The 20,705-nt window shown below is 70.6% G+C and carries 16 protein-coding genes and 1 pseudogene; 12 read left to right on the top strand and 5 right to left on the bottom strand.

Annotated elements, in window-relative coordinates; translation table 11 throughout:
* Positions 1-41 precede the first annotated feature (41 nt).
* Both ACIGJO_RS16025 and ACIGJO_RS16020 read left to right on the top strand, forming a co-directional pair.
* Positions 42-704, top strand: coding sequence for a TetR/AcrR family transcriptional regulator (locus ACIGJO_RS16025; RefSeq protein WP_399958054.1), 663 nt, complete (start codon positions 42-44; stop codon positions 702-704).
* A 348-nt stretch (positions 705-1,052) separates the two neighbouring features.
* Positions 1,053-2,621, top strand: a complete 1,569-nt coding sequence (locus ACIGJO_RS16020) for an MFS transporter (RefSeq protein WP_399958051.1) — start codon at positions 1,053-1,055, stop codon at positions 2,619-2,621.
* A 49-nt stretch (positions 2,622-2,670) separates the two neighbouring features.
* On the opposite strand, the gene ACIGJO_RS16015 is transcribed toward ACIGJO_RS16020, so the two are convergent.
* Positions 2,671-3,183, bottom strand: coding sequence for a MarR family winged helix-turn-helix transcriptional regulator (locus ACIGJO_RS16015; protein WP_399958048.1), 513 nt, complete (start codon positions 3,181-3,183; stop codon positions 2,671-2,673).
* Between the two features lie 181 nt (positions 3,184-3,364).
* Between ACIGJO_RS16015 and ACIGJO_RS16010 the strand changes: the two genes are divergently transcribed.
* On the top strand, positions 3,365-4,147 hold the full coding sequence (locus ACIGJO_RS16010; protein ID WP_399958045.1) for a dioxygenase: 783 nt from the start codon (positions 3,365-3,367) through the stop codon (positions 4,145-4,147).
* Positions 4,148-4,155: 8 nt separating this feature from the next.
* On the opposite strand, the gene ACIGJO_RS16005 is transcribed toward ACIGJO_RS16010, so the two are convergent.
* Positions 4,156-5,169: a questin oxidase family protein gene (locus ACIGJO_RS16005; RefSeq protein WP_399958042.1), complete on the bottom strand. Its 1,014-nt coding sequence runs from the start codon at positions 5,167-5,169 to the stop codon at positions 4,156-4,158.
* Positions 5,170-5,767: 598 nt separating this feature from the next.
* On the opposite strand from ACIGJO_RS16005, the gene ACIGJO_RS16000 reads away from it, so the two are divergent.
* The gene (locus ACIGJO_RS16000) at positions 5,768-6,763 is read left to right on the top strand and encodes an RNA polymerase sigma factor RpoD/SigA (RefSeq protein ID WP_399958039.1); all 996 of its coding nucleotides are present in this window, start codon (positions 5,768-5,770) and stop codon (positions 6,761-6,763) included.
* Positions 6,764-6,920: 157 nt separating this feature from the next.
* Here the strand turns inward: ACIGJO_RS16000 and ACIGJO_RS15995 are convergent, their stop codons facing one another.
* The gene (locus ACIGJO_RS15995) at positions 6,921-8,096 is read right to left on the bottom strand and encodes a helix-turn-helix transcriptional regulator (RefSeq protein ID WP_399958036.1); all 1,176 of its coding nucleotides are present in this window, start codon (positions 8,094-8,096) and stop codon (positions 6,921-6,923) included.
* 61 nt (positions 8,097-8,157) lie between these two features.
* On the opposite strand from ACIGJO_RS15995, the pseudogene ACIGJO_RS15990 reads away from it, so the two are divergent.
* Positions 8,158-9,574 (top strand): annotated as a pseudogene (locus ACIGJO_RS15990) (MFS transporter).
* Positions 9,575-9,761: 187 nt separating this feature from the next.
* On the opposite strand, the gene ACIGJO_RS15985 reads toward ACIGJO_RS15990, so the two are convergent.
* Positions 9,762-10,508, bottom strand: a complete 747-nt coding sequence (locus tag ACIGJO_RS15985; protein ID WP_399958033.1) for a DUF6227 family protein — start codon at positions 10,506-10,508, stop codon at positions 9,762-9,764.
* 243 nt (positions 10,509-10,751) lie between these two features.
* On the bottom strand, positions 10,752-11,831 hold the full coding sequence (locus ACIGJO_RS15980; RefSeq protein ID WP_399958030.1) for a P1 family peptidase: 1,080 nt from the start codon (positions 11,829-11,831) through the stop codon (positions 10,752-10,754).
* Between the two features lie 315 nt (positions 11,832-12,146).
* Here ACIGJO_RS15980 and pflB point away from each other — a divergent pair, with 315 nt between their 5' ends.
* From pflB to ACIGJO_RS15945, 7 genes are all read left to right on the top strand, one after another.
* A complete protein-coding gene (gene pflB / locus ACIGJO_RS15975; protein WP_399958027.1) occupies positions 12,147-14,405 on the top strand; it encodes a formate C-acetyltransferase in 2,259 nt (752 codons plus the stop codon).
* A 154-nt stretch (positions 14,406-14,559) separates the two neighbouring features.
* Positions 14,560-15,354: a pyruvate formate-lyase-activating protein gene (gene pflA, locus ACIGJO_RS15970; RefSeq protein WP_266922803.1), complete on the top strand. Its 795-nt coding sequence runs from the start codon at positions 14,560-14,562 to the stop codon at positions 15,352-15,354.
* Positions 15,355-15,484: 130 nt separating this feature from the next.
* Positions 15,485-16,630 (top strand): MFS transporter, encoded by a 1,146-nt coding sequence (locus ACIGJO_RS15965; RefSeq protein ID WP_399958023.1) that lies wholly within the window; start codon positions 15,485-15,487, stop codon positions 16,628-16,630.
* On the top strand, positions 16,627-18,951 hold the full coding sequence (locus tag ACIGJO_RS15960; protein WP_399958020.1) for a molybdopterin oxidoreductase family protein: 2,325 nt from the start codon (positions 16,627-16,629) through the stop codon (positions 18,949-18,951). Before ACIGJO_RS15965 ends, ACIGJO_RS15960 begins: the two co-directional genes overlap by 4 nt.
* 7 nt (positions 18,952-18,958) lie before the next feature.
* Complete coding sequence (locus ACIGJO_RS15955; protein ID WP_329943854.1) at positions 18,959-19,561, top strand: 4Fe-4S dicluster domain-containing protein; 603 nt, start codon at positions 18,959-18,961, stop codon at positions 19,559-19,561.
* Positions 19,558-20,295: a ubiquinol-cytochrome c reductase iron-sulfur subunit gene (locus ACIGJO_RS15950; RefSeq protein ID WP_399958015.1), complete on the top strand. Its 738-nt coding sequence runs from the start codon at positions 19,558-19,560 to the stop codon at positions 20,293-20,295. Before ACIGJO_RS15955 ends, ACIGJO_RS15950 begins: the two co-directional genes overlap by 4 nt.
* Entirely contained in the window at positions 20,292-20,669 is a 378-nt protein-coding gene (locus ACIGJO_RS15945; protein WP_399958013.1) for a hypothetical protein, read from the top strand. The genes ACIGJO_RS15950 and ACIGJO_RS15945 overlap by 4 nt, the downstream gene beginning before the upstream one ends.
* The last annotated feature ends 36 nt before the right edge of the window (positions 20,670-20,705 follow it).

Below are 20,705 nucleotides of genomic sequence, written 5' to 3'. Positions count from 1 at the left end.
CCGGAGGGATCGACCGGACACCCAGAGGGAAGGCCGCAGTCGTGCAGACCGTCGACGAAACCGCAGCACCGGCAGCCCGGCGCCGTACGCCCCGTCCGCGGGCCGACGCGCTGCGCAACCGGGAGCGGATCGTGACGGCCGCCCGCGAGATGTTCGTCGAGTTCGGGCCCGATGTCCCGCTCGACGATGTCGCGCGCCGGGCCGGAGTCGGCAATGCCACGCTCTACCGGAACTTCCCAGACCGGGCGGCGCTGACCCACGAGGTCGTCCTCGCGGTCACCTCGCGCACCACCGACCGGGCCGAAGAGGCCGTGGCGGCGGAGTCCGACCCGTTCGCCGCGCTCAGCCGCTTCGTGCACGCGGCCGCCGACGAACGGATCGGCGCCCTGTGTCCGATGCTCTCCGGCGTCTTCGACAAGGACCACCCCGACCTGCTCGCCGAGCGCCGGCGCCTCGAAGAGGCCGTCGAAGGGCTTGTGCGGCGGGCCATGACCGCGGGGCGGCTGCGCACCGACATCGCCGTCGGTGACGTACTCGTCGCCCTCTCCCAGCTCACCCGGCCGCTGCCCGGCACCGCCTGCCTGGACATCGACCGGTTCACCCACCGCCATCTGCAGCTGTTCCTGGACGGCCTGGAAGCCCCGGCCCGCTCCGTACTGCCCGGATCGGCGGCGACCTTGGAGGACCTGCGGCGTCGTTCCTGACGCCCGCGCCCATCTGACCTTTCCGGCCCGGGGGCCGCCCGGCCGACGACTTCACCCACGCCTCCGTACGCCTTCGTACGCCTTCGTACGCCTCCGTGTGCGCACGGGTGCCACGCGCGGGCTCCGGCGTGCGCTCATTTCCGCCCGCTGACTACCCGCATGGCCTGAACTACCCGCACGGCCCGCACGACCTGCATGGTCCGCACGGCCTCCACGACTTTCACGACCTGCCCGGCGTTCACGGCCTCCGCGGCCCGGACGACTCCCACGACCTTCACGACACCCACGACCTTCAGACCTTCACGACGCTCCTTTCGCGTCCTCGCACGTCCCTAGGTGGCTACTCCCATGTCCAAAACGGCCGACACCCTGCTTCCCGACCCGAGTCGCTGGAAAGCCCTGGCCTTCATCGCGCTCGCCCAGCTGATGGTCGTCCTCGACGCGACCATCGTGAACATCGCGCTGCCGTCCGCCCAGACGGACCTCGGGATCTCCGAGGGCAACAAGCAGTGGGTCATCACCGCCTACGCGCTCGCCTTCGGCGGACTCCTGCTGTTCGGCGGACGCATCGCCGACCTCTGGGGCCGCAAGCGCACGTTCGTCGTCGGCCTGATCGGCTTCGCGCTGGCCTCCGCCCTCGGGGGAGCGGCCACGGGCGAGGCGATGATGTTCGGCTCCCGCGCGCTGCAGGGTGCCTTCGGCGCGCTGCTCGCGCCGGCCGCACTCTCGCTGCTCGCCGTGATGTTCACCGATGCCAGGGAGCGCGCCAAGGCGTTCGGCATCTACGGGGCCATCGCCGGTGGCGGTGGCGCGGTCGGCCTGATCCTGGGCGGCTTCCTCACCGAGTACCTGAACTGGCGCTGGACCTTCTTCGTCAACATCCCGTTCGCGGTGGTCGCCGCGGCGGGCGCGTACTTCGTCATCCGTGAGCCGGCCGGCGGCCGCAACCGCTCGCCGCTCGACGTCCCCGGTGTGGTCCTGTCCACGCTCGGCCTCGTCGCCCTGGTGTACGGGTTCACCCGCGCCGAGTCGGCCGGCTGGTCCGACACGCTGACCGTCTCCATGTTCGTCGCGGCCGGGGCGCTGCTGCTGGCCTTCGTCGTGACCGAGTCGCGGGTGAAGTCGCCGCTGCTGCCCCTGCGCGTCCTGGCCGAGCGCAACCGCGGCGGGGTCTACCTCTCGCTGGGTCTCGCCGTCATCGCGATGTTCGGCCTGTTCCTGTTCCTGACCTACTACCTCCAGGTCGTGAAGGGGTACTCGCCGGTCAAGACCGGTTTCGCGTTCCTCCCGATGATCGCGGGCATGATCACCGGCTCGACCCAGATCGGCACCCGGCTGATGACCCGTGTGCCCCCGCGCCTGCTGATGGGCCCCGGCTTCCTCGTCGCCGCCCTCGGCATGCTGTTCCTCACCCAGCTGGACATCGACACCAGCTACGCGAGCGTCATCCTGCCCGGTCAGCTGCTGCTCGGCCTCGGCATGGGCACGGCCTTCATGCCCGCCATGTCCCTGGCCACGCACGGCATCGAACCGCGTGACGCGGGTGTCGCCTCCGCGATGGTCAACACCTCGCAGCAGGTCGGCGGTGCCATCGGTACGGCGCTGCTGAACACCATCGCGGCCGGCGCCACCACGGCGTACGTCGCCGAGCACGCCGCCCGCGCCACGGACCCGAAGCTCCTGGAGCTCCAGGCGATGGTCAGCGGTTTCGCCAGTGCCATCTGGTGGGCGGTCGGCATCCTCGTAGCGGCTTCCGCGATCGCGGTGACGATGATCAACACCGGGCGTCCGGGCGCCGGGCCGGGCGTGGGTCCGGGTTCGGCGGGGTCAGCCGGTTCGGCCGGTTCGGCCGGTTCGGGCCGGGGCTCCGGGGCCGGTGCCGAGGACGAGTTCAAGATCCCCGTCATCGCGCACTGACACCCGCCGGTACCCGTACTCGGCTGGACGTGATCCGCCCTGGCCCCGCTCAGCGGAGCCAGGGCAGATCCGCGTCCGTACCCTCCGGCTCCAGGCCGGTGGCGAGCACCCGCATGATCTCGCCGAGGCTGCGCACCTGCTCGGGCGTGAGCCGTTCGAACATCGCCTGCCGTACGGCGGCGACGTGCCCCGGTGCCGAGCGGCGGAGCATCTCGTGGCCCTCGTCCGTGAGCACCGCGTTCTGGCCGCGCTTGTCGGAGGGGCAGTCCTCGCGCCGCACCCAGCCGCTCTTCTCCAGCCGCGCGACGGCGTGCGAGAGCCGGGAACGGGTGATCTTCGCGTTCCTGGCCAGCTCGGTCATCCGCATCTGGCGCCGGGGGGCCTGGGAGAGCTGGACGAGCAGTCCGTAATAGATGTGCGGCATGCCGGCGTCGCGCTGCAACTGGCGGTCGAGGTGATCCTCCAGGAGCGTGGTGGCATGCAGATAGGCACGCCAGACGCTCTGTTCGTCGTCGGTGAGCCAGCGCGGTGCGCTGGTGGATGCCGTGGTCATGTACTCCACTGTACGACCTTTTCTTGAAAGTTTAACTAGATGAGGCTAAGGTCTCCAGAGATAGGAACTTGAAGATTCAAGAAGCATCGCCGGAAGGTTACGCAGGAATCCTGAAGAAGGAACCCCTGAGTATGGCCTTGTGTGACCCGGGGAGCGCCTGCCTTGAGCCACCGTGGATTGGGGAAGTGCCATGACTGTCACCGCTGAGCGGATGCCCGCCCTCTACCTCTCGCACGGTGCCCCGCCACTCGCCGACGATCCGGTCTGGCCCGGTCAGCTCGCCGCCTGGTCCGCGGGACTGCCCCGGCCCCGCGCGATCCTGATGGTGTCCGCGCACTGGGAGGAGGCCCCGCTCGCGCTGGGCGCCACCGAGCCCGTGCCGCTGGTCTACGACTTCTGGGGCTTCCCCGAGCACTACTACGCCGTGCGCTACGACGCGCCGGGCGCTCCGCAGCTGGCGGAGAGCGTACGCAAACTGCTGCGCGGCGCCGGTACGCCGGTGCAGGACATCCCGGACCGCGGGCTCGACCACGGCGCGTACGTACCGCTGGTGGAGATGTTCCCGGGCGCCGACATCCCCGTACTCCAGATCTCCATGCCCACGCTGGACCCCCGGAAGCTGATGGACATCGGGCGCAAACTCGCCCCTCTGCGCGACGAGGGCGTACTGATCGTCGGCAGCGGCTTCTTCACGCACAACCTGGCGGCCCTGCGGCACCCGGGCGGCGGCACTCCCGGCTGGTCGGCCGAGTTCGACGACTGGGGCAACCGGGCGCTCCAGGAGCAGGATATCGATGCTCTGCTGGACTTCGAGCACAAGTCCCCGGCGGGCCGGCTGGCGCACCCGCGCACCGAGCACTTCGCGCCCCTGTTCGTGACGCTGGGTGCCTCGGAGGACGAGCTCGACCGGGGGCGCAGCGTCATCGACGGATTCTGGATGGGGCTGGCGAAGCGCTCGGTGCAGTTCGGCTGAGTTTCTTCCTACAGGACCGGCGGGTTCAGCTCGATCGCGCGCCGGGCCGCCGCGAGGGCGGTCGCGTCGCCGACGTCCAGTGCGGTGTCGGTGAACTTGATGGTGTGGTCGTCGCCGTGTGCGGCGGCCCGCTCGAACAGTTCCTCGGCCGTGGTGGCCGCCGGGGCGTAGGGGGCGGGGGAGGCGGGTGTGTAGGCGGCGGTGACCGCGGCGCTCGCGGCCCAGGCCGCCGCCAGGCTCGGCGCCCACAGCTCGCGGGGGAGCGCGGGCAGGGTGCGCAGCACCGCGTTGGGGGCGGTCGCCGCGTGGACCAGCATGATCGGCTCGCCGTACCCGTGAGTGGCGTAACGGTGGGTCGAGGCCCGGACCAGCTCCTCCAGCGCGGTGCGGGCGGCGTCCGGGCCGGCGGGGGGCCGCCCGGGCCAGCCCGGGAACCCGGTGAGCTGCGCCAGCCGTTCCCGTACGCCGCCGCTCTGCACGGCCACCGCGGGGACCGCGTCCAGCGCGGCGGCGGCGCTCGGCGCGGGGGCGAACGTGGCGAGGTCCGGCAGCGGCTGGTGCCGGGCGGCCCAGTAGCCGAGAGCGTGTGCCAGCTCCTGGATGCGGGGCACGGTCGGCTCCCCGGCCAGCAGGGTGCGTACGGAGTGGCCGACCCGGATCACCGGGTGGGTGGCGCCCGCCGCGATACCGGGCAGCAGGGCGGGCCACCACTCGGCGAGCACGTCGCGCCAGGGGCGCTCGGCCGTCTCCTGCCCGAAGTACGCCGTCCAGTCGGCGATGCGGCGCGGATCGCCGAGCGCCTCCCGCCAGTTGTGCGCTGTCACCGGCGAACCGGTGTCCGGCATGTCCTCCAGCTTCGCCCGGTAGTGGTCGAGCCAGCGGTGCACGGCCGCGGCCTGGCCGTGCCGTACCAGCGCCTCCACGGCCATCGGCCCGTGATTGCTGAGCCAGCCGTTGCGCTCGGGGCCCGAGAGATGAAGGCGTTCCAGGGCTTCGTCCAGGGTGCCTGTGGTGTCGTCCATGCCACTTCACGCTAGAGAGCCGCAGGGCGGCGTGTATCGGGCTGTGGTCCCGGTCGGGATCGGTCCGGGGTCCCGGTCGGGATCGGGCTGCGGTCCCGGTTGTATCGGTCCGCGGCCCTGGTTCCGGGGCCGTGCGCGTTCCGGGGCGGGCTGTGCGGCGGCGGAACGCGGGCCGTGCGCGGGTTGGGCGCGGGCCGTGCGGCGGTGGGCGTGCCCGCAAGGCCGCCCCGGGTCTCCGGCCGCCCGCTCGACAATGCGGACATCCTGAGCAACCAGTGGACGTTAAGGGCCGTCCTCAGGGGTGGGGGCGCCGTGGGGAGCGTCGGGTGAAAGGGGCCGTTCGCGTGTGAGCGCGGTCTCACGGGCGACATGGTGGCAGATGTCCGTGAGCGCCTCCGGATCGGCTTCCGTACCGGTCCTGACCTGCGCTTCCGCGGGTGCGGGCGGCATGCCTCCAGCGGTCGGCGCCGGACAGGGTACTGCATGATCGCGAAAATGAATGAGTGGCATGGGAATTCTGTCCGGATTCCAGTCGTTGTTTCCATCGGATGCAGGGCACCCGGAAGGGTGTCGCGACCTACATAGCAAGGGAGCACGCATGGCAACCCGTGCCGTCGCCCGTCGTTCGTCCACCACCGGTGGGACCGACCGGGCAAGCAGTGTTCGCGCCACAGGCGAGATCGCCGATCGCGACCTGGTCGGCATGTACCTGGACGAGATCGCACGCACACCACTGCTCGACGCCGCGAAGGAAGTCGATCTCTCGCAGACCATCGAGGCGGGCGTCTACGCCCAGAAGATCCTCGACGGCGAGGTGGAGAGCGAAGCCGGTGGAGCGAAGCGTGAGGAGCTGGAGGCGCTGGTCGCCGAGGGCGAGCGCGCCAAGGACATATTCATCCGTTCCAACCTCCGACTCGTCGTTGCCGTGGCCCGACGCTACCCGCGGGCGGGGCTGCCCCTGCTCGACCTGATCCAGGAGGGCAACGCGGGCCTGGTGCGCGCGGTCGAGAAGTTCGACTACGCCAAGGGCTTCAAGTTCTCCACGTACGCGACGTGGTGGATCCGCCAGGCCATCACGCGTTCCATAGCCGACCAGTCCCGCACCATCCGGCTCCCCGTCCACCTGGTGGAGGAGCTCGGCCGGATACGCCGGGTGCAGCGCGAGTTCAACCGCGAGCACGGGCGCGACCCCGAGCACGCGGAGATCGCCGCCGAGCTCGACTCCAACGCCGAGCGGGTCGGCAATGTCCTGGACTGGGCCCGTGACCCGGTCAGCCTGAACATGTCCGTGGACGACGACGGCGACACGCAGTTCGGTGACCTGCTGGAGGACACCTCCGCGGTCTCGCCCGAGCAGTCCGTGATGACCTTGCTGCGCAGCGAGGAGCTGGAGGACCTGATCGGCAAGCTGGACAACAGGACGGCTTCGATCATCAAGATGCGCTACGGCATAGAGGACGGCCGCGAGCGGACCCTGACCGAGGTGGGCAAGGAACACGGCCTCACCCGGGAGCGGATCCGCCAGATCGAGAAGCACGCATTGCTCGAATTGAAGCGAATGGCTCACGACACGGGCTTTGACGCTGCGGCGTGAGCCAATAACCCGTAACCTCCCAATCAAGCCGGTTCGCACCGGCCCACCCGACCGGTTCATGCCGGTCCCCTGAGCTGAGTCCCGGCGCCCACCCCCCCCGGCGCCGGGGCTCATTCATGTGTGCGGGGCCTCCCGCCAGGTGTGCGGGGCTCGGCGCTCAGGATGTGGCAGGCGGTGCCGCCGGTGCCGACGGTGCTTCCGCGGGGGACGCGGGGTCCTGGCCGGGGCGCGCGGCGCGTGCCAGGCGGGCGCCCAGCCCGGCGACGTACTCCACCAGCTGCGGCGGACCGTGCACCGAGAACTCGCAGTCCACCAGTGCCAGCCGCAGTGCCAGCCACTCCAGCGAGTCGGAGGCGACGGCGCGCAGCCGGCAGCTCCGCTCCCCGGTCACCTCCGGCGCACCGAGAGTCGCGGGCAGCCGCGCCGCCACGAACTCCGCGGGCGCCCCGAAGCTCACGTCGAAACGCAGCTCCGGCTTCATCCGGGCCATCGAACGGGCGAGGAACTTCGCGGCGTCCCCGCTCCCGCCGCCCCTCGTGCCTCCGCCGGGCTCGCCGCCCCGGCCGTTCCCGCCGCCCTTGCCCTTCCCGCTGTTCCCGCCCGTCCCGCCGGCCACGCTGTTCCCACCGTTGCCGCCGTTGCCGCTGTCATCCCCGTCCTCACCGTCCTCACCGGGCAGCGGCCGGGGAACGAACCGGGCCCCTGTCGCGAACGGCTCACTGACCCGGTCCACCCGGAACGTACGCCAGTCCTCGCGCTGGAGGTCGTACGCGACCAGGTACCAGCGCCGCCCGGTGCTCACCAGCCGGTACGGCTCGACCTGCCGCTTCGTCTCGGTGCCGTCCCCCTTCCGGTAGGTGAACCTCAGCCGCTCCTGCCCGGTGGCCGCCGAGGCGAGCGTCGTCAGGGTGTGCGGATCGATGAGGGAACCGTCGCCCCGGGTCAGCGGGACCGTGGCGTGCTGAAGCGCCGAGACCCGGTGCCGCAGCCGTGAGGGCAGCACCTGTTCCAGCTTCGCCAGGGCGCGTACGGAGGCCTCGTCGACGCCCTCGATGGCATGCCCGGCGCCTGCCCGCAGCCCCACCGCGATGGCCACCGCCTCCTCGTCGTCCAGCAACAGCGGGGGCATGGCGGCGCCGGCGACGAGGCGGTAGCCGCCGACCGAACCGCGCGAGGCCTCGACCGGATAGCCCAGGTCGCGCAGCCGGTCGATGTCGCGGCGGATCGTTCGCGGGCTGACGTCGAGCCGTTCGGCAAGTTCGCTGCCCGGCCACTCGCGGGGCGTCTGGAGGAGCGACAGCAGATTCAGCAGTCGTGCCGGGGTATCGGTCATGGGTTCAGGATGCCGGTCCAACAGGTCATGAACTGACCTAATGGGCCTCTAGCTTCTCCGCATGCCTTCTTCCGAATCACTGCCGTCCACGGCGGCCGCACCCCTGGAGCCGCAGGGGCCGACAGCCCCGGTGGCCCCCGCCGACAGGCGCCGCTGGTTCGCGCTCGCCATCGTGATGACCGCTGCCTTCATGGACCTGGTCGACGTCACGATCGTCAACATCGCCATCCCGAGCATCAAGGAGGACACCGGCGCCTCCTTCACCTCGATCCAGTGGATCACCGCCGGATACGCCCTCGCGTTCGCCGCCGGGCTGATCACCGGCGGCCGGCTCGGCGACATCTACGGCCGCAAGCGGCTCTTCCTCATCGGCATCGGCGGCTTCACCCTCGCCTCGGCCCTCTGCGGCTTCGCCGCGAACCCGGAGATGCTGGTCGCCTCCCGCATCCTGCAGGGCGGCATGGCGTCGCTGATGGTGCCGCAGGTGCTCTCGATCGTCCACGCCACCTTCCCGGCGCACGAGCGCGGCAAGGTCTTCGGCCTGTTCGGGGCGATCGTCGGACTCGGCGCCGTCTCCGGACCGCTGCTGGGCGCGCTGCTCACCGAGTGGAACCTCTTCGGGCTCGAATGGCGGCCGATCTTCCTGATCAACCTGCCGGTCGGCATCGCGGGACTGATCCTGGGGCGCAGGTTCATCAGCGAGTCCAAGGCGCCGAAGGCGCTCCGCCTGGACCTGGTGGGCGTCGTCCTGGTCACGCTGGGCCTGCTGATGCTGCTGTACCCGCTCACCCGCGGCCGTGAGCTGGGCTGGCCGCTCTGGGGCCACGTATCGATGGTGGGCAGTCTGCTCGTGTTCCTGGCGCTGATCGCCTACGAGCGGAACAAGGCCCGTGCGGACGCCTCGCCGCTCATCGAGCTGTCGCTGTTCCGCGTCAAGAGCTTCGCCGCGGGCATCGCCGTACTACATCTGGGAGGCGGAGCGGTACGGCATGGGCATCGAGGCATGGCAGATGGCCCTGCCGCTGGTGGTCATGGGCGTGGGGATGGGGCTGATCGTGGCCCCGCTGACGGACGCGGTGCTCTCCGACGTGCCCAAGGAGCACGCGGGATCGGCGTCCGGGCTGATCAACACGGTCCAGCAGATGGGTACGGCGCTGGGGCTGGGGCTGGTGTCGGTCGTCTTCTTCGGGGCGATCGGTGACCGGCTCGGCCCGGAGGCGGTGGGCCCGGCGTTCGTGGACGCGTTCCAGCAGTCGCTGTGGTGGGTGGCCGGAGTGCTCGCGGTGATCTTCCTGGTGATGTTCGCGCTGCCCGCCAGGCCGCGGGCCCATGTGGAGGGCGCGGGGGACGACCTCACGGAGGTGGACGGCGCGGCGGGCGTGGAGGTCGCGGACGTGGCGGACGTCGCGGGTCGTGCTGGTGCCGCTGCCGGGGCCGGTGACACGGAGGCCACCAAGGAGCCGGCGCTGACGCGCTGATGTACCGGCGCGGACGTACTGGCGCGCTGATGTACCGGCGCGGACGTACCGGCGCGCGCGGACATACCGAACACGCCGGCGTCCCGGCGCGCTGACACGACCTCACCGATGTCCGGCCGGTGTCCCGGCCGCGACGGCTGCCCGTGCCCCCTGTTCGCAACAGGGGGCACGGGCAGCTGTGCGTGGGTCAGCAGATCCGGGTGCGGTTCTCCATGGCCGCGCGGGCGTCGTGCTCGGCCCTGTACACCTCGCACATGTGGCGGCCGTCCGGGGTCGCCGTGTGCTCGACCTCCCACAGGCTCGTCTCGCTGCCGTCCAGCAGCAGGAAGGCGTGCTCGTAGAGCGTGAAGCCCGCGTCCTGCCCGTCGACACGGCACTGGCGCCCGAAGATCTGGGTGATGTGGTGGGCGAAGGCGGCCCGCAGCATCCGGGCGGTCTCCTCGCCCGGCCGGTCGCCGTTCTCCGCGCGGCGCAGGACCCGGCGGGCGTGGTCCGCCGAGTTGTCCGGTGCGTACATCCGGGGCAGCGGGGCCGGGGGAGCGGACATCAGGAGGGTGAGGACCTCCAGGTCCGGCTGTGGGCTGTCGTCGCCGAAGACCGGGGCGTCCGAGAAGCTCCCGGCCAGCCTGGTGGCGGCGACGTGGGCGTCGGCCTCGTCGTCGTACAGCTCGTGACGGCGGGGGACCGTGATGTCGCGGCCGCCGCTGTGGACCAGCTCCCACAGGGTCAGGGCGGAGCCGTCGGAGAGGAGATAGGTGTGCCGGTAGGTCTCACGGTGCAGGACGGAGCTGTGGTGCGAGGAATGCAGGGCACTGCTGTGCGCCAGAGCCGTACCGAGTCGGTCGACCGTGATGTCGGGCAGGTCGAACGAGTTGAGGGCGCGTCGCAGGAGTCGGTCGAGGTGCTGCTCGGTTGTCTCATACGGATCGCTCAAGGTGCTGTCTCCAGGCCGTCGCCGCGTGTTACTTGATGCGTGCATAACGTAGTCCCTGGGTCTGACATCGTGACCGGGGTTCGTAAAAACGTAGGGCACACGCAGAAAGTTCCCGGACGATTTCGGCAGGTTCGGGTGAACTTCCTTGCCGGGGCGGTCAGTCGGGTGGCCGTGCGCCCCCTCGGTGGCGATGTCTCGGCGGCTGCCGTTCGCGCGTGCCGCTGCCCCTGGGCGCCGTTCACGTCAGCCGCCGTAGAGGTCGGTGTACGAGGGGAACGCGCCCCCCGGGCCCTCGGTTCCCTCGGCCGCGCGCACCGCCTTCACGATGGCGCGGGCGAGGGTGTCGGCGCCCGCCGCGAGGATCTCGTTCAGCGCTACCGGATTTTCCGGCGCGAGCGGCAACTGCCCCGTGGCCAGGGCGAAGACCGTGTCCCCGTCGGTCAGCAGATGGACGGGGCGCACCGCGCGCGCCAGTCCGTCGTGCGCGGTGCCCGCCAGCTTCTGCGCCTGGGCCCGTACAAGGGCGGCGTCGGTGGCGACGACGGCGATGGTGGTGTTGAAGGGCGGGACGCCGCCCCCGGCCGCCTCATGCGCCTCCTGCGCCCGTGCGAGCCGCCTCAGCGCCTCACTGTGCGCCTCGGGCGACGGATGCGCGGGCGGCTCCCCCGCGCCGTACTCCCCGTAGAGCACCCCGGTCCTCGGGTCCAGGGCCGACCCCGCCGCGTTGACCGCGGCGAGCGCGGCCACGGTCACCCCGGAGGCGAGCCGCACGCTCGCCGTGCCGATGCCGCCCTTGAGCTGCCCGGCCACCGCCCCGGTCCCCGCACCGACGGCGCCCTCGGCCACCGGCGCCCCTGATTCCGAGGCGGCGGCGGCCATCACCGCGGCGCGGCCGGTCGAGGCGTCGGGGCGGGCCCGCCAGTCGCCGCCGCGCCCCAGGTCGAAGAGGCAGGCGGCCGGCACCACCGGTACCACCTGGTCAGTGCGGGGTCCGACCCTGACGCCCCGGCCCTGCTCCTCCAGCCAGGCCATCACACCGGACGCGGCGTCCAGGCCGTACGCGCTGCCGCCCGTGAGGACCACCGCGTCGACCCGCTGCACCAGATTGCGCGGGTCCAGCGCGTCCGTCTCCCGGGTGCCCGGTCCGCCGCCGCGCACGTCCACGGCGGCCACGGCGCCGCCCTCGGGCGCCAGTACGACGGTGGTTCCGCTCAGGGCGCCCTCGCCGGCCACCCGGGCATGGCCGACGCGAATTCCGGCCACATCGGTCAGCGCGTCCATCCTCGGCGGCTCCGGGCCGCGGCGGGGGTCTTCACGGGTCATCACATGCTCCTCGGAACTGGGCTGCTCGGGCCTCGGGCGGCTCGGCGGTGATGCTGCGGGCTGTGCGGACGAACGTACAGGCGAGGCGGGCGCCAAGGGCCGGGAAATTTCTTGTGAAAGTTTTCACAAGCGAACTATGGTCCAAAGTCCCTAAGAAACATGCAGCTCAGAGGGGGTGTGCTCGCGCCCGCGCGAAAACAATGGGGACCTTCGGCCTTTCGCCGGGGACCAATGCGGCCATCCAGAGGCGGAAATCGGGCGTGGAATGGAGGCAGCGACAAAGAGGCGCACGGACGGAATCGGAAGGTACGGGCCATGACGGCAGCTGCTGCGGAGACGATGACGGACAGCGGAGCCTGGGACGGCTTCAAGGGCGGGCTGTGGCGGGACGCGATCGACGTCCGCGACTTCGTCCAGCAGAACTACACCCCGTACGAGGGCGACGGTTCCTTCCTCGCCGGCCCCACCGCCAGGACCACGGCGGTCTGGGAGAAGCTCCTCGCGTTGTTCCCGGAGGAGATCGCCAAGGGCGTTCTCGACGTGGATGTGAGGACCCCGTCCCGGATCGACGCGTTCAAGCCCGGCTACATCGACGCCGACCGTGATCTGATCGTCGGCCTCCAGACCGATGCCCCGCTCAAGCGCGCCATCATGCCCAACGGTGGCTGGCGGATGGTCGAGGGCGCTCTCGACGCGTACGGCTACGAGGCCGACCCCGAGGTCAGGGAGATCTACACCCATCTCCGCAAGACCCACAACGAGGGCGTGTTCGACGCCTACACCCCCGAGATCCGTGCCTGCCGCTCCTCCGGCATCATCACCGGGCTGCCCGACGCCTACGGCCGCGGCCGCATCATCGGCGACTACCGCCGCGTCGCCCTCTACGGTGTCGACCGCCTGATCGCCGCCAAGGAGGCCGAGAAGGCCGCGCTCGGCGAGGAATGGGCGACCGAGCACGTCATCCGGGACCGCGAGGAGATCTCCGAGCAGATCAAGGCGCTGAACGAGCTGAAGGTCATGGCGATGTCGTACGGCCATGACATCTCCGGCCCCGCCCGCACCGGCCGCGAGGCCGTGCAGTGGCTGTACTTCGGCTACCTCGGCGCGGTGAAGGAGCAGAACGGCGCGGCCATGTCGATCGGCCGCATCGACAACTTCCTCGACATCTACCTCCAGCGCGACATCGAGCGCGGGCTGCTGACCGAGGAGCAGGCGCAGGAGTTCATCGACGACTTCGTCATCAAGCTCCGTATCATCCGCTTCCTGCGCACCCCGGAGTACAACGACCTGTACTCCGGCGACCCGACCTGGGTCACCTGGTCGATGGCCGGGATCGGTGAGGACGGCCGCCCGCTGGTGTCCCGCACCACCTTCCGTGCCCTGCAGACCCTCTACAACCTGGGCCCGGCCCCCGAGCCGAACCTCACGGTCTTCTGGTCGCGGCGGCTGCCCGCCGGATTCAAGGAGTTCGCCTCGCGGGTCGCCATCGACACCTCGGCGATCCAGTTCGAGTCGGACGAGCTGATGCGCCCGAAGTACGGCGACGACACGGCGATCGCCTGCTGCGTCTCCGCCATGGCGGTGGGCAAGCAGATGCAGTTCTTCGGCGCCCGGGTCAATGTCGCCAAGGCGCTGCTGTACGCGATCAACGGCGGCCGCGACGAACGGTCCGGCAAGCTCGTGGTGGACGGCTTCGAGCCGATCACCGATGAGTACCTCGACTACGAGACCCTCGCCGAGCGGTACGACGCGATGCTGGACTGGCTGGCCAGGACGTATGTGCACGCGCTGAACGTCATCCACTTCATGCACGACAAGTACGCCTACGAGCGGCTGGAGATGGCCCTCCACGACCGGGAGATCCTGCGCACCATGGCCTGCGGCATCGCCGGCCTCTCGGTCGCCGCCGACTCCCTCTCGGCCGTCAAGTACGCCCGGGTGAGGGTGATCCGGGACGGGACGGGGCTCGCGACCGACTACGAGATCGAGGGCACCTACCCGGCGTACGGCAACAACGACGACCGTGCCGACTCCCTCGCCCGCGGGATCGTCCACGACTTCATGGAGAAGGTCCGCAAGCACCCCACCTACCGGGACGCGGTGCACACCCAGTCGGTGCTGACGATCACCTCCAACGTCGTCTACGGCAAGAAGACCGGCAACACCCCGGACGGCCGCCGCTCCGGCGAACCGTTCGCCCCCGGTGCCAACCCGATGAACGGACGCGACGAGCACGGCTACATCGCCTCCGCGCTGTCGGTGGCCAAGCTGCCCTACGACGACGCCGAGGACGGCATCTCGCTGACCAACACCATCACGCCGGACGCGCTCGGCCGGACCCCCGAGGAGCGGATCGCGAACCTCTCCGGTGTGCTGGACGGCTTCATGGCCAGCGACGGCTTCCACATGAACGTCAATGTGCTCAACAAGGCGACCCTGGAGGACGCCATGGAGCACCCGGAGAACTATCCCCAGCTGACCATCAGGGTCTCCGGATACGCGGTCAACTTCGTGCGGCTGACCCGCGAGCAGCAGCTCGACGTCATCCACCGCACCTTCCACGGCTCGCTCTGACCGGCCCCGGGGCCCGGGCCCCGGTCCACCGGCCCCGGCCGAGCCCCCAGAACCGCGCGGCGTCGGGTGCCCTTCCCCCGTAGGGCCCCGGCGTCGCGCGCCTCCACCCCGCTCCGCAGCCCACTGCCAGCCGTCCGCACAGGAGGCCCCTGCCATGGCCCTGATCCTCGACAACTCCCTCACCCCCGTCACTCCGGCGGGTGCGGCCACCCACCGGCCGATCTCCGGCTCGGTCCATTCCTGGGACCTGTCGACGGGTGTCGACGGACCCGGCACGCGTTTCGTCACCTTCCTGGCCGGCTGCCCGCTGGCCTGTCTGTACTGCCACAACCCCGACACCATGCGGATGCGCAGCGGTACGCGCATGGCGGCCGGTGACCTGGTCGCGGAGGCAGCCAAGTACACGACGTTCATCCGGGCCGCCGGCGGCGGTGCCACCATCAGCGGGGGTGAGCCGCTGCTCCAGCCGGTCTTCGCCGGTGAGCTCTTCCACCGCTTCAAGCACGAGCTCGGCCTGCACACGGCCCTGGACACCTCCGGCTTCCTCGGCGCCCGTGCCACCGACGCGATGCTGCGCGATGTCGACCTGGTCCTCCTCGACATCAAGTCCTGGGACCGCGAGACCTACCGGAAGGTCACCGGCCGGCAGCTGGAGCCGACCCTGGACTTCGCCCGCCGCCTCGCAGGCCTGGGCAAGGAGGTGCACGTCCGGTTCGTGCTGGTGCCCGGGCTGACGGACGACCCCGGCAACATCGAGGGCGTCGCCTCGTTCGCCGCCTCCCTCGGCAATGTCTCCCGCGTCGACGTCCTGCCCTTCCACAAGCTGGGCGAGGCCAAGTGGCAGGCGCTGGGCAAGCCCTTCACACTGCACGGGACCCCCTCTCCCACGCCCGAGCAGGTCGCGGCCGCCCGGTCGCTCTTCGAGGCCCACGGACTGCGGGCCGTCTGACAGCGCCCCTCCGCCCCTCCGTTTCCTCCCTCGCCGTTCCCCGGCCGTTCTACGACTGTCCGGGCGACTCGTTCACCCCCTGGTCGACTAAAACGGGACCAAGCTCCTCATATGTCCCTACGGTGGCCGGGTGACCGAGCCACCAGAAGCCTCCGCCGCAGCCGAGCGGCCCACCCCCGGCGGTCCCACCGGACCGGGCACCGTCTCCGATCCCGGCGAGGGCCCGGGGACCGCCGGATTCGCTCCGGACGCCCCGTCCGTCAGCAGCCGCGCGACGCTGGCCGGAGTGGCCGTCTCCGTCCTGCTGATCCTCGCGATCGTGTTCGGCAGCCGGATGCTCCACAACTTCGACTCGGCGCTCCTCCCGTACGCCGTCGCCACCGTCTTCCTCGCCTTCGGTGTCGCCTACCGCTACACGGTCTGGATCTCCGCGCCCGGCGCCCGCCGCCTCTTCACCCAGGGCTGGCGCAGCCTCTTCTCGGCCGCCAACTTCCGCAGGGCCCCCACCGCCCTGCCGAAGATGATCGCCACCTATCTGGGCTTCCAGAAGTTCCTCGGCGCCAGGTCGCACGCCCGCTGGGCCGCCCACCAGCTGATCTTCTGGGGCTGCGTCCTCGCCTCCCTGATCACCTTCCCGCTGACCTGGGGCTGGTTCACCTTCACCTCGGGCAGCGGTTCGGGCCCCGGCTACGAGATGCGGATCTGGGGCTTCAAGATCCTCGGCTTCGACTCGCTGAACATCCTCGGCTGGCTGATGTTCCACGGCCTGGACATCGCCGCCGTGCTCGTCATCCCCGGCGCCTCGTACTTCCTCTGGCGCCGGATGAAGGACCGCGGTGCCATCACCGGCCAGCGCTTCGCCTACGACCTGGTGCCGCTGATCGCTCTGATCGTCATCTCCGTGACGGGCCTGCTGCTCACCTTCTCCTCGATCTTCCTGCACGGCGGCGGCTACGAGTTCCTCGCGATCCTCCACATGGTCTCGGTGGTCTTCACCCTCATCTACATCCCCTTCGGGAAGTTCTTCCACATCGTCCAGCGCCCGGCCGCGGTCGGCATGCAGCTGTTCAAGTACACCGGCCGCGAGGACGACCAGGTCTTCGCCTGCCGCCGCTGCGAGGAGCCCATCGACACGGGGCCGTACGTCGAGAACCTGCGCGGCACCATGCGCGACCTCCGGCTCGACTTCGACGAATGGGCCGAGTACTGCCCGCGATGCAAGCGGGTGCTGCGGGGCAGCGCCTACCTCTCCCATGTGAAGAAGGGCTTCCAGTGACCGCGGATCCGCGAGCTGCCGAGCGCCGTACGCATCTCTCCCTCGACCCCTCCCTCGCACCGCCCGGCACCCGCGGTTTCCGGGACGCCGGGGGGATCCCGGCCGACCGGTGGCGCGCCGACCAGGACGGCGAGACGCTCGTACCGACCCACTGCTGCTTCTGCGGAATCCAGTGCGGGATGTATCTCCGGGTCGACCGCGGCGGCAAGGTCTTCGGCGTCGAACCCCGCAACCACGACATCAACCGGATGCGGCTGTGCCCCAAGGGCATCAACGCCTACCAGCAGGTCAACCACCCCGACCGGCTCACCGCCCCGCTCATGCGCCGCTCCCGCGACGAGGATTTCCGCGAGGTCTCCTGGGACGAGGCGCTCGACTTCACCGTCTCCGAGATCAGGCGCATCCAGCAGACGCACGGGAACGATGCCTTCGGGCTTCTCGGCGGTGCCAGCCTCTTCTCCGAAAAGACGTATCTGGTCGGCAAGTTCGCCCGGGTCGCCCTCAAGTCCCGGCATGTCGACTACAACGGCAGGCTCTGCATGGTCAGCGCGGCGGGCGCCAACAAGCTCGCCTTCGGCATCGACCGGGCCGGCAACCCCTTCTCCGACATCCTGCTCACCGACTGCCTGCTCATCGCGGGCTCCAACATCGGCGAGTGCTTCCCCGTGATGACCCAGTACGTGTGGGGGGCCCGGGACCGCGGCGCCAGCCTCATCGTCATCGACCCCCGCGAGACCGCGATCGCCCGCACGGCGGACATCCATGTCGCGCTCAAGCCCGGCACCGACTCGGCCTTCTTCAACTCCGTGCTCAACGTGGTCATCGAGGAGGGCCTCACCGACGAGAACTATCTCGCCGCCCACGCCACCGGCTGGGCGGAGGTCAAGGCCAACGCCGCCGAATACCCGCCGTCCCGCGCCGCCGGGATCTGCGGGGTCCCCGCCGAGCAGATCGTCCAGGTCGCCCGAGCCTTCGCCCGCGCGTCCAGGGCCATGGCCTGGCACGCCCGGGGGATCGAGCACCACTCGCAGGGCGTCGAGAACTGCCTCTCCGTGATCAACCTCTGCGCCGCCACCGGCCACATCGGCAGGCCCGGAGCCGGCTACGGCACCATCACCGGCCAGGGCAACGGGCAGGGCGGCCGCGAACACGGCCAGAAGTCCGACCTCCTTCCCGGCGGACGCTCGATCATGAACGAGGAGCACCGGCGGCAGATCTGCGAGATCTGGGGCATCGAGGAGTCCGAACTCCCGCCCGCCGGTACCTCGATGATGGAAATGATCTGGCAGATGCAGCGCCGCGAGATCCGCGGCCTGATCGGCATCTGCAACAACCCCTTCGTCTCCCTGCCCAACTACAAGGTCGTCAAGGAGGGGTACGACGCCACCGAATTCCATGCCCAATTCGACTTCTTCCTCTCCGAGACCGCCGCCAACGCTCATGTCGTCTTCCCCGTCACCACCTGGGCCGAGGACGACGGGGTGATGGCCAACGCCGAGGCCCGGGTGGTCAAGCACAACAAGGCCCAGGAACCGCCCCCCGGCGTACGCACCGACACCTGGGTGATGTGCGAGCTCGCCCGGCGCCTCGGCGCGGGGGACAAGTTCGCCTTCGCCGACTCCCGGGCGGTCTTCGACGAGCTGCGCGTCGCCTCCGCCGGAACGGTCAACGACTACTACGGCATCACCTACGAACGGCTGGAGGAGACCGGCGGTATCGTCTGGCCCTGCCCCTCCACCGACCACCCCGGCACCCCCCGGCTCTTCGAGGACGGGAAGACCTACCACCCCGACGGCAAGATCCATATGCAGGTCGTCGAATGGCACCCGCCGATGGACCCGTACGACGACGAGCACCCCATGTCGCTCACCACCGGACGCACCGTCGCGCACTTCCTCTCCGGCAACCAGACCCGCCGCCTGGGCGCCCTCGTCGAACAGACCCCGCGCCCCTGGGCCGAGATCCACCCCTCCCACGGCTTCCGCAACGGCGAACCCGTCCGCGTCGTCACCCGGCGCGGCAGCGAGGTCTTCCCCGCCCTGGTCACCGAGGCGATCCGCCCCGACACCGTCTTCATCCCGTACCACTGGCCGGTTCCCACCTCGGCCAACGCCCTCACCATCGATGCCCTCGACCCCCGTTCCAAGATTCCCGAATACAAGGTGTGCGCGTGCCGCATCGAGCACGCGGAGAAGATCGACGAGGTCCCCGCGCCTCCGGTCGCCCCCGGCCATGTCGCCTATCCGGAGACCCAGGTGTCCCGTACCGACCCGCTGCCTCCCACCGCCCCGCAGGGCCGTGGCACCTCGGAGAGGAGCTGAGCCCCGCATGATGGGCAGAACGATCTTCATCGACCCGGGGCGCTGCATCGGCTGCCAGGCCTGTGTCTCCGCCTGCCGCGAATGCGACTCGCACCGCGGTAAATCGATGATCCACCTCGACTACACCGACGAGGGCCGGTCCGTCGCCTCCCTCCCCACGGTCTGTATGCACTGCGAGGACCCGGTCGCCCCGTGCGCCGAGGTCTGTCCCGCCGACGCGATCCTCGTCACCGCCGACGGTGTGGTGCAGCAGGCCGACACCACCCGCTGCATCGGCTGCGCCAACTGCGTCAACGCCTGCCCCTTCGGCGTCCCGAAGATCGACCTCCAGGCGAAGCTGCAGATGAAGTGCAACCTCTGCTACGACCGGACCGCCTACGGTCTCGCCCCCATGTGCGCCACCGTCTGCCCCACCGGAGCGCTCTTCTACGGGACGTTCGAGGAACTCCAGGCCGAACGCCCCGGCGTCCAGGTCGCCGACACCTTCGTGTTCGGCGAGACCGAGGTCCGCACCGGCGTGGCCATGGTCGTCCCCGCCGACAAGGTCCAGTGGCCGGTACCCGGCGGTCTTCCCGTCGTCGAGATCAACGGGAAGGACGTCCGCCGATGAGCGTCACCGAACAGCAGCCGGGCGGCGACCGGGGCAACGGCGGGGACCCGCGCGAGGCGCTCCACGACCGGATCGCCGCCGACTCCCTGACCACCCGGCGCGACTACCTCCGGATCGTCGCCACGGTCTCCGGCGGGCTCGCCGTCGGCGGCCTCGGAGTGGCGAGCGGCATCCTGCACCGCCACGGCGACGGGGAGGACGGCAAGGCCCCCGAGCCCAAGCGGATCACCCCCCAGCTCCTGCCCGGCGAATCCATCGCCTTCCGCTACCCGGGCGAGGAGGACAGGGCCGTCGCCGTCCGGCTCAACGACGGCACCCTCGTCGGCTACTCCGCGGTCTGCACCCATCTCGCCTGCGCCGTGCTCTGGCGCAAGGACCGGGGAACGGAGGGCGAGCTGTACTGCCCCTGCCACGAGGGCGTCTTCGACGCCCGGTCCGGAGAGGTCACCGCCGGACCGCCGCCCCGCGGACTGCCCAAGGTGGTCCTCACCGAACAGACCGACGGCAGCGTCTGGGCGATCGGCACCACCCGCTCCGGCGAGAGCATCGAGCAAGGGCTCTGCCGCCAGCTCGGTGAAAACCGCCCGGACCTCGCCTCCCGCATCGGATGCCCCGGTACCGGGGGCGGCGCGGAGGCGCCGTCCCGTGCCGCCGCAGCGGCGGCGGGAGCAGCGACAGCAGCCGACACCGACAACGGCGCGACCCGAGCCGAGACCCCCGGCAGGCGGACATGAGCGAACAGCGGCAGCCCTCGGACCCGCGGTACCCGGAGTACCACCCGGGCAGCGCCCGCCCCGAACTGAACCGTCCCGTCCATGAGCGCTATCCGCAGATCCGCGCCACCAGCGGCTACGGGGACCCACGGGTCCGGCACACCGGCCCCGGCCCCGGCGCGGGAACCGACCAGGAACCCGAGCGCTCCTCGAAACTGACGGCCCGCCTCACCCTCGCCATGACCGTGGTCATCGGGCAGCTCTGGGGTCTGACGGTGATCATCGACGAATGGATGGAGGGGAACACCGGAACAGCCTGGTGGGGGGCCGGTTTCCTCTGTCTGTCGTTCCTCGTCGTGATGGGGCTCTGGCTGATCGATCCGAAGGACCGCTGACGGCCGCCATCCCGCGGGGAGCCGCCGTACCCTGGA

It is taken from the genome of Streptomyces sp. NPDC079020, assembly GCF_044542225.1.
Classification (GTDB): Bacteria; Actinomycetota; Actinomycetes; order Streptomycetales; family Streptomycetaceae; genus Streptomyces.
This window is presented reverse-complemented; position numbering and strand designations above follow the sequence as displayed.

What these genes read in the sequence shown, in the direction of transcription:
- ACIGJO_RS16020 (WP_399958051.1), top strand. Translation starts at nt 1,053, where the DNA reads ATGTCCAAAACGGCCGACACCCTGCTTCCCGACCCGAGTCGCTGGAAA.
- ACIGJO_RS16010 (WP_399958045.1), top strand. Translation starts at nt 3,365, where the DNA reads ATGACTGTCACCGCTGAGCGGATGCCCGCCCTCTACCTCTCGCACGGT.
- ACIGJO_RS16005 (WP_399958042.1), bottom strand. Translation starts at nt 5,169, where the DNA reads ATGGACGACACCACAGGCACCCTGGACGAAGCCCTGGAACGCCTTCAT.
- ACIGJO_RS16000 (WP_399958039.1), top strand. Translation starts at nt 5,768, where the DNA reads ATGGCAACCCGTGCCGTCGCCCGTCGTTCGTCCACCACCGGTGGGACC.
- ACIGJO_RS15995 (WP_399958036.1), bottom strand. Translation starts at nt 8,096, where the DNA reads ATGACCGATACCCCGGCACGACTGCTGAATCTGCTGTCGCTCCTCCAG.
- ACIGJO_RS15980 (WP_399958030.1), bottom strand. Translation starts at nt 11,831, where the DNA reads ATGACCCGTGAAGACCCCCGCCGCGGCCCGGAGCCGCCGAGGATGGAC.
- pflB (WP_399958027.1), top strand. Translation starts at nt 12,147, where the DNA reads ATGACGGCAGCTGCTGCGGAGACGATGACGGACAGCGGAGCCTGGGAC.
- pflA (WP_266922803.1), top strand. Translation starts at nt 14,560, where the DNA reads ATGGCCCTGATCCTCGACAACTCCCTCACCCCCGTCACTCCGGCGGGT.
- ACIGJO_RS15955 (WP_329943854.1), top strand. Translation starts at nt 18,959, where the DNA reads ATGATGGGCAGAACGATCTTCATCGACCCGGGGCGCTGCATCGGCTGC.
- ACIGJO_RS15950 (WP_399958015.1), top strand. Translation starts at nt 19,558, where the DNA reads ATGAGCGTCACCGAACAGCAGCCGGGCGGCGACCGGGGCAACGGCGGG.
- ACIGJO_RS15945 (WP_399958013.1), top strand. Translation starts at nt 20,292, where the DNA reads ATGAGCGAACAGCGGCAGCCCTCGGACCCGCGGTACCCGGAGTACCAC.